This window comes from Bradyrhizobium sp., assembly GCF_049586575.1.
GTDB lineage: Bacteria > Pseudomonadota > Alphaproteobacteria > Rhizobiales > Xanthobacteraceae > Bradyrhizobium.
The window spans coordinates 1-8,034 of record NZ_JBAVCF010000286.1 but is presented as its reverse complement, the minus strand read 5'-3'; the positions used below and the strand labels follow the sequence as shown (position 1 = coordinate 8,034).

The following is an 8,034-nucleotide window of genomic DNA, read 5'->3' as shown; positions in this document are numbered from 1 at the left end:
CATCATCTACCGCCTGAACGCCGACGCCACCGTTGCCTCCAAGGTCGATTTGGCAGCGTGAGCGAAAGCGTCGAGATCGTTTCGCTCGCCGCGCCCGTTGGCGCTGTTTCCGGACGGCCGGCTCTGTGACACGGCGACCCTGTAGAAGCGGCTGAAGTAACCTGTCGCTGAGTGACTCCCTCCCCCCTGAACGGGGAAGGGGTGGGGTAGGGGTCAAGCCAAGGCCGACCGAGATTTTGATCCCCTCCCGCTTTGCTCCCCTTCGGGGCAAGGCGACCTCCCCTTTCCAAGGGAGGTTGCAAAACCGCCGGGCCTCGCCTTACTGCATCCCCACCTGCCCTGCTTCCCAGCCGATCATCGCCTGTTTGCGGGTGATGCCCCAGTGATAGCCGGTCAGCGCGCCGCTCTTGCCGAGCGCGCGATGGCACGGCACCACGAAGGAGATCGGGTTCTTGCCGACCGCCGCACCCACTGCGCGCGAGGCCTTCGGACGTTCGATCTTCTTGGCGATGTCGGAATAGCAGACGGCGCGGCCCATCGGGATCTTCAGCAGCGTCTCCCACACCCGGACCTCGAAGTCGGTGCCGATCAGGGTGACCCGCAACGGCTGATCCGGCCGCCACAGCTTCTTGTCGAAGATGCGCTGGGCAAGCGGCGCGGTGCCGAGGTAATCCTCGATATAGCTGGCGCGCGGCCAGCGTCCGGTCATGTCGGCAAGGGCTGCCTTCTCCTCGCCGGCGTCGGCAAAAGCGAGGCCCGCAAGGCCCCGCTCGCTCGCCATCACCAGCGCGGTGCCAAAGGGCGAAGGATGAAAACCATAACGTAGCGTCATGCCGTCGCCGCCGGTCTTCCATTCGCCCGGCGACATCGCCTCATGGGTCACGAACAGATCGTGCAGCCGGCCGGGGCCCGACAGGCCTGAATCGAGCGCTGCGTCGAGCACGCTGGCCGAATCGCGCAACAGGTTCTTGGCGTGGTCGAGTGTCAGCGCCTGCATGAAGCCTTTCGGCGTCAGGCCGGCCCAGCGGCGAAACAGATGGTGCAATTCATCCGGCGTGACACTGGCGGCGTCCGCCATCGCTTCGATGGCCGGCTGCGTGCGCCAGCGTTCCGAAATGAAGGCGATAGCGCGGCGCACGGAATCATAGTCGCGTAGCGCGGCGTTTTGGGTACCTGGTTTGGTCAGGCGAAGGTCGTCGATCGCGAGGTTCATGGCATCATTCGTGGCTAGTTTGATCATGTCACGGATGTAGGGCCGCCGTGTCATCCAAACCACCCGATTTCCGACGGGGTCTAGTGAAGCGGGTTATACGTTACCCCGCGCCGGGCGACCTGGAGCGCTGTTATTAAAGCTTTGGAAAGGCTCGCTTTTTCATCGGCGCCCAAGAAGCTGCCGATCGAGATGCGGCGGCCTTTCGAGACCAGGTAGAGCCGCTCGATACCGAATTCCGCATGTGTCTTGCGGTCGAGCTGCACCCACAGCGGATTGAAGATGAATTCCACCACGTGGCCGCGATGGCTGACCCGCCGCACGTGAAGTTCTGACGGCGTCAGGTGAATTTCCTCGTACGCCTTGGCCTGGCGAAAGCTGATTTCGAAGGCCCAATAAATCGCGAGCAGGTCGAGGCCGAAAAAGCCGAACACAGGCCATGCGCCCATCAGCAGGAAGACGACGCCGGCGGCAAAGCTCAGCACGCTGACAACGGCCATCAGCACCAGAAAGCCGGTGCGGTTGAGCGAGCGATGCGGCGTCAGCCGCGCCGAAAACAGTTCGGGCTGATGATCGGGATCAAAATCATTGCCTGCGGTCATGACGTGCCACTATATCGGGACCATGAAAAAAATCACGCGTCGCGCATCTGCTAAACCTGCCGCCAGGACAAAGTCGAAGCGCGTGACCAGACTGCCCACCACGAAACCCGGCGGCCGCAAGAAAGCCCGTGCTCAGCCTGCACGAACCGCCAAAAAACCCAAACCCTGGACGGAAGCCGAGGTGCGCGAAGCGTTCGAGCGCTTTCGCAAGGCCAATCCCGAGCCAAAGGGCGAACTGGAACATCTCAATCCCTATACGCTCCTGGTCGCGGTCGTGCTGTCAGCGCAGGCGACTGATGCCGGAGTCAATCGCGCGACCCGCACTCTGTTCCAGGTTGCCGACACGCCGCAAAAAATGCTCGCGCTCGGCGAGGAGAAGTTGCGCGATTACATCAAGACCATCGGGCTCTACCGCACCAAGGCGAGAAACGTCATCGCGCTTTCGGAAAAACTGATACGCGAATTCGGCGGTGAGGTGCCGCGCACGCGCGCCGAAATCGAATCGCTGCCGGGCGCCGGCCGCAAGACCGCGAACGTCGTCCTCAACATGGCCTTCGGCGAACGCACCATGGCGGTCGATACCCATGTGTTTCGTGTCGGCAACCGTACGGGACTGGCGCCGGGCAAGACGCCGCTGGAAGTGGAGCTTGGCCTGGAGCGTGTGATCCCGCCGGAATTCATGCTGCACGCGCATCACTGGCTGATCCTGCACGGTCGCTACACCTGCCTCGCGCGCCAGCCGCGCTGCGCGGTCTGCCTGATCAGCGATCTCTGCCGCTGGCCGGAAAAGACCTTGTGACGCCTGCGTCGTTAGTAGCCAATGTACCGCTGCGATTGGACCTTGTCGGGGAGAAGCACGCAGCCTAGGCTCGCTCCAAAGGCGCTAAAGCCCAGGGTAAGGGCTGCTCGACAAGGGGAGAGACGTCATGCGGCTTCGGCTTGCGCTGGTTTCAGCGCTGTTGGTCACGGGATTGGCAGCGCAAGCAGCGCGCGCACAAATTTCGGACAATGTCGTCAAGATCGGCGTGCTGAACGATCAGAGCGGCCTCTATGCCGATCTCGGCGGTCCGGGCTCGGTGGTCGCGGCGAAAATGGCGGCGGAGGATTTCGGCGGCAAGGTTCTCGGCAAGCCGATCGAGATCGTGTCCGGCGATCATCAGAACAAATCCGATGTTGGTGCCGGAATCGCCCGCGAGTGGTTCGATGTCGGCAAGGTCGACATGGCGATCGGATTTGACAACTCCTCCGTCGCGCTCGCGGTCGAGCAGCTCGCCGCCGAAAAAAATCGCATCGCGATCGCAGGCGCGGTCGGCAGCACGGCCTTTACCGGCAAGTCCTGCACGCCGAATGAGGCTTCCTGGGTCTACGACAGCTACGCGCTGACCACGAGTCTCGCGAAGGCAGTGGTAGCGGAAGGCCGCGACACCTGGTTCTTCCTCACCGTCGACTATGCGTTCGGGCATTCGCTGGAAGCGGATGCGAGCGCGGCGGTGAAAGCTGCGGGCGGCAAGGTGCTCGGCAGCGTGCGTCATCCGCTCAACACCGCCGACTTCAGCTCGTATCTGTTGCAGGCGCAGGCATCCGGCGCAAAGGTTGTCGCCTTCGCCAACGGCGGCGGCGACATGGTGAACGCCACCAAGCAGGCGAACGAATTCGGCCTGACCAAGAATCAATCCATCGTTTCGCTGCTGGTGTTCATCTCCGACGTGCACAGCATGCAGCTTCAGGCCGCGCAGGGACTGAAACTGGTCACCGCATTTTACTGGGACCGCACCGACGAAACCCGCGCGTGGTCGAAGCGCTTCTTCGAGAAGTTCGGGAGGATGCCGACCATGCCGCAGGCGGCGGTTTACTCGGCGATCACGCATTACCTCAACTCGATCAAGGCGGCCGGCACCGACGAGGCCAAGGCCGTTATGGCGAAGATGCGCGAACTGCCGGTCAACGATTTCTACGTCAAGAACGGGCACGTGCGCGCCGACGGCCGCCTCGTGCATGACATGTACCTGGCGCAGGTGAAGTCGCCGGCCGAATCCAAGGGGCCGTGGGACTACTACAAGATTCTCTCCACCATCCCCGGCGATCAGGCGTTTCGGTCGTTGGCGGACGGCGGCTGCCCGCTGGTGGCGCATTGACCGGTACTTGCCCCGCCTCATCCTGAGGAGCCGCGCATTTTTTGCGCGGCGTCTCGATGGATGTGCATCAGGGGCCTCATGGTTCGAGACGCCGCGCTTGCGCCCTGGCGGGCGACAGCGGGCTCCCCACCATGAGGGACTTAGGCCAGAGGCAGACGCGCCTTTCGCTCGGGCTCGATCAGCTCCGGGCGCGGCCCGCTGAGCCGCTTGTGCATGTGAACCATGAAGGCCATGCCGAACAACGGCGTCGCCAGGTTGACGATCGGGATCGAAACAAAAGCGGCGATGACAAGTCCCGCCGTGAACACGGCTGCGGCATTGTCCTTGCGCATCGCCTTGGCCTCTCGCGGACTGCGAAACCGCATCGCCGCCAGTTCGAAATATTCCCGGCCCAGAAGCCATGCGGTGGCGATGAAAAAGATGATGAAGCCGGCGCCGGCGAACAGCACGAAAGGCAGCGCGACGAGATAGACGAGGATCGTCAGCGACGCGGTTTTGACGCCTTCGGCGATCGCAAGTGGAAGCGGCAGGGCTGTGCCGGGCCGCTCAGCCGGATAATGTTCGCGCTCGACATGGTCGGCGACCTCGTCGACGAAAAAGCTGGCCACGAGCGAGGTGATGGCCGGCATCAAAAACACCGCGCCGAAGACGACGCCGAGGCCCGCGGCGATCGAAATGATCCAGGCGAGGATATCGAGCGGCGTCTGGAACGAAGGGCCGAGAAACATTTCGGCCCAGACTTCGCCCGAGGTCGCAAGCCAGCTCAACAGGCGTTGCAGTCCAATCGCCAGCACCACGATCAGCACCAACGCCAGACCGATTGATCGCCACAGGATAGAGCGCATCGCCGGCGACAGAATTTGCGACAGCGCCTTGACGGCCGCATCGAGCATCGCTTCCTCCTCCGCATCAACCGTGCGAGAGGTAGACACGGCCGGAGAGTTCGGCAAGTGCGTTGACGGGCGCCGCTATGTTAGCGTGTGGTGGAGAGGAGGCGTTTTTTGCGGGCTCGCGTCAGCGAGGCTGGATAATGCTACTTACGTAGCTGGAAGCGGCGCTTCCTCGTCAGTCGCTTCAGGAGCAAGCGGCGGCGAGACTGCTTCTGGAAACACACCAAACTGGCCCGCTACCTCCTGGAGCGGCTTTTGTTTGTCGGCCCAGTGCAGAGCGGTGTAGTCGAACCCGGTGACGATGGTCGGCTTGACGATTTCGAAATAGGGCGAGATGTCGAAGTCGCGCGGCATGTAGAGCGAGGAGTCGCGAATATGCAGGATTTCACGGCGCGCTTGCCGTGAGCCGGCCAGCGTGACTCTCGGCAGGATCGGATATCGCACGGCGTCGAAGGCCTGTGCGATCAGGGCCGAGCAGATGATCTTGGTGGGATCCCCCGAGCCGAACGCAATCATTCGCCGCCGCCAGCGCTGCGGGATCGGCAGCGGAATCAGGAAGCGCATCAGGTCGAGAATGTTCTTGGTGTCGTAGCCGAAGCCGATCCGGTTGATGGCGTAGCGGCACACGGTGTAGCGGTCCTCATACATCAGGCCGACCGGCCGGCACAGCCGCGTATGGTAGGTGAAATATTTCGACAGGGGCGCAGACGTCACGCCCTCGCCGATATTGGCCTCGATCAGCACATGCGGCTCGCCGTCGGCTTCCACGGCGCCGTCGATCGGCCCGACGAACAACGCGGCATGCGACCAGGTCGACTGGGTCAGGTATTTGATGATGCCGGAAATGCGGTTGTTGCCCTCGACCAGCAGCACGTCGCCGGGCTGCATGATGCTGCTGAGATGGCCGGGGTCGCTCGGCGTGAACGGCTCATAGCCGGGCACTTCCTTTTGAAGATAGGAAGCGAGCCACTTGCCAACGGTGTCGAGCATTACGCCCATTGTTCCCCCCAAAGCAGCTTTTCGGCTGCTTTTTGCAACCAATATCATGGTCGAAAGCAGTTGCAATTTGGTTCATGCCGATAGCCGGTCAAGCATGATTGATTTACCATGATGCTTGCCGCTCATGTTTGGATGCGGCTAGTCTGAAAAAGTGTCCGCTGTGAACGCAAAAATCAGCCACCAGTTGTTCACTCTGTTGTCAAAATCCCGGAATCCATGAAATGGCCATCACGCGGCGCGATCTCCTCGCGGCATCTGCCGCCGCCGTAGTTTTACCGGCTATCGGCAGCCGCGCGTGGGGCGCCCCCTTGCCGCGCGAGGCCGACATCGTCGTGATCGGCGCGGGTGCTGCCGGCATTGCCGCGGCGCGGCGCGTCCAAGCCGCCAATCGCAAGGTGATCGTGCTGGAGGCCGATAGCCGCCTCGGCGGTCGCTGCTGGACCGATAGCACCGCTTTCGATGTGCCGTTCGATCGCGGCGCGCGCTGGCTACACAATCCCGAGACCAATCCGATGGTCAGGCTGGCTCGTAGCGCCGGCCTCGACATCTCGGCTGCTCCCTTGGGACAAAAGATCCGGATCGGGCAGCGCTATGCGCGCGCCGGTGAAACCGAGGAACTCCTGGCCGCGCTGGTCCGCGCCAACCGCGCCATCGATGAGGCCTCGCGCAAGGCCGACGTGGCCTGCGCCTCGGTATTGCCGAAAGATCTCGGCGATTGGGCGGGCACGGCGGAATTCGTGCTCGGCGCCAATGGAACGGGCAAGGATCTGCGGGACGTATCTGTCGTGGACAAGGCGCGGGCGCAGGATCGCAACGCCGCGATCGGTTGCCGTCAAGGCGTCGGAGCCCTGGTCGCCAAACTGGGCGAACAACTGCCGGTGGCCCTCTCGACGCCGGCCAATCGGATTATCTGGAACAACCGTGAGGTGACGGTCGAAACGTCCGCGGGCAGGATCGCCGCGCGCGCCGTGATCGTTACGGTGTCGAGCAATGTGCTGGCCGCGGGCAGCATCAAATTCACACCCGAACTCCCGAAGCGTCAGCTCGACGCCGCGGCAAAGCTGTCGCTCGGCAGCTATGACCGCATCGCCCTGCAATTGGTGGGCAATCCGTTCGGCCTTGCCCGCGACGACGCTCTCATCGAGCAGAGCAATTCGACCCGCACCGCACTGCTTTCGGCCAATATCGCCGGCTCTTCGTTATGCCTGGTCGATGTCGCCGGCTCCTTCGGGCGCGATCTTTCGAGCCAAAGCGAGAAGGCCATGGTGGCGTTTGCGGTGGAATGGCTGAAGAAGCTGTTCGGCAGCGATATGGCCGCCACGGTGAAGAAATCGAGCGTGACACGCTGGAATGCCTCGCCGTTGACGTTGGGCGCGATGTCGGTGGCCGCGCCGGGCGGGCAAGGCTCGCGCAAGATTCTCACCGAGCCAACAGGCAATCTGTTTCTCGCGGGCGAAGCAACCCACGAGACGCTGTGGGGCACGGTCGACGGCGCCTGGGAAAGCGGAGAGCGAGCGGCGGAAGCCGCCTTGAAAAAAATCGGCGCGCTCGCCGATCCGATGGCCGCGCCGCGACGTTCGCCCGGGCAACGCCGCCGCACCCGCGGCGCGTCGGTCAACTGACGCGAAGGAAACCTAGCGCAGCACGCCGCCGGTCTTCTTGTTGACCTCGGCCACGATCTTGGCCGCGACCGCCTCGATCTCCTGATCGGTCATGGTCTTCTCACGCGGCTGCAACGTCACTGCAATCGCGACCGATTTCTTGGTCTCCTCGACGCCCTTGCCTTCGTAGACGTCGAACACCGTCACGGCGGTGATCAGCTTTTTATCGACGCCTTGTGCCGCGCGCAGGACATCGCCGGCCTTCACCGCGCGATCGACGATAAAGGCAAAATCCCGCGACACCGGCTGGAAAGCCGACAGTTCGATCGCCGGCTTGGCGCGCGTAGCGCGTTGCTTGGCTTCGGGAAGAGAATCGAGAATCACCTCAAAAGCGATCATCGGGCCGTCGGCGCCGAGCTGTTCCAGCGCACGCGGATGCAGCTCGCCAAAATAGCCAAGCACGTTTTGCTGGCCGATCTGAATCGTGCCGGAGCGGCCGGGATGCAACCATGCAGCGCCGCCGGACACCACCTGCAGTGCCTGCATTGGTGCGCCGGCAGCCGACAGCACCGCAAAGGCGTCGGCCTTGGCGTCGAA

General features: G+C 63.0%; 7 protein-coding genes and 1 pseudogene. 3 read left to right on the top strand and 5 right to left on the bottom strand.

Annotated features, from left to right (window positions below):
- Positions 1 to 319: 319 nt before the first annotated feature.
- Complete coding sequence (locus WB528_RS11125; protein ID WP_423888463.1) at positions 320 to 1,213, bottom strand: methylated-DNA--[protein]-cysteine S-methyltransferase; 894 nt, start codon at positions 1,211 to 1,213, stop codon at positions 320 to 322.
- A gap of 80 nt (positions 1,214 to 1,293) precedes the next feature.
- Entirely contained in the window at positions 1,294 to 1,812 is a 519-nt protein-coding gene (locus WB528_RS11120; RefSeq protein ID WP_423888462.1) for a DUF2244 domain-containing protein, read from the bottom strand.
- Here WB528_RS11120 and nth point away from each other — a divergent pair.
- Together nth and WB528_RS11110 are read left to right on the top strand one after the other, a co-directional pair.
- Positions 1,811 to 2,611, top strand: a complete 801-nt coding sequence (gene nth / locus WB528_RS11115) for an endonuclease III (RefSeq protein ID WP_423888464.1) — start codon at positions 1,811 to 1,813, stop codon at positions 2,609 to 2,611. The genes WB528_RS11120 and nth overlap by 2 nt on opposite strands.
- Before the next feature lie 127 nt (positions 2,612 to 2,738).
- Positions 2,739 to 3,947 carry an ABC transporter substrate-binding protein gene (locus tag WB528_RS11110; RefSeq protein ID WP_423888461.1) on the top strand — a complete coding sequence of 403 codons (1,209 nt, stop codon included), beginning with the start codon at positions 2,739 to 2,741 and terminating at the stop codon, positions 3,945 to 3,947.
- Between the two features lie 140 nt (positions 3,948 to 4,087).
- On the opposite strand, the gene WB528_RS11105 is transcribed toward WB528_RS11110, so the two are convergent.
- Both WB528_RS11105 and WB528_RS11100 read right to left on the bottom strand, forming a co-directional pair.
- Entirely contained in the window at positions 4,088 to 4,840 is a 753-nt protein-coding gene (locus WB528_RS11105) for a sulfate transporter family protein (RefSeq protein ID WP_423888460.1), read from the bottom strand.
- Between the two features lie 144 nt (positions 4,841 to 4,984).
- Complete coding sequence (locus tag WB528_RS11100) at positions 4,985 to 5,836, bottom strand: YiiX/YebB-like N1pC/P60 family cysteine hydrolase (protein WP_423888459.1); 852 nt, start codon at positions 5,834 to 5,836, stop codon at positions 4,985 to 4,987.
- A gap of 221 nt (positions 5,837 to 6,057) precedes the next feature.
- Here WB528_RS11100 and WB528_RS11095 point away from each other — a divergent pair, with 221 nt between their 5' ends.
- The gene (locus tag WB528_RS11095) at positions 6,058 to 7,458 is read left to right on the top strand and encodes a flavin monoamine oxidase family protein (protein ID WP_423888458.1); all 1,401 of its coding nucleotides are present in this window, start codon (positions 6,058 to 6,060) and stop codon (positions 7,456 to 7,458) included.
- A gap of 12 nt (positions 7,459 to 7,470) precedes the next feature.
- On the opposite strand, the pseudogene WB528_RS11090 reads toward WB528_RS11095, so the two are convergent.
- A pseudogene (locus WB528_RS11090) lies at positions 7,471 to 8,034 on the bottom strand (phenylalanine--tRNA ligase subunit beta); the annotation flags it as partial.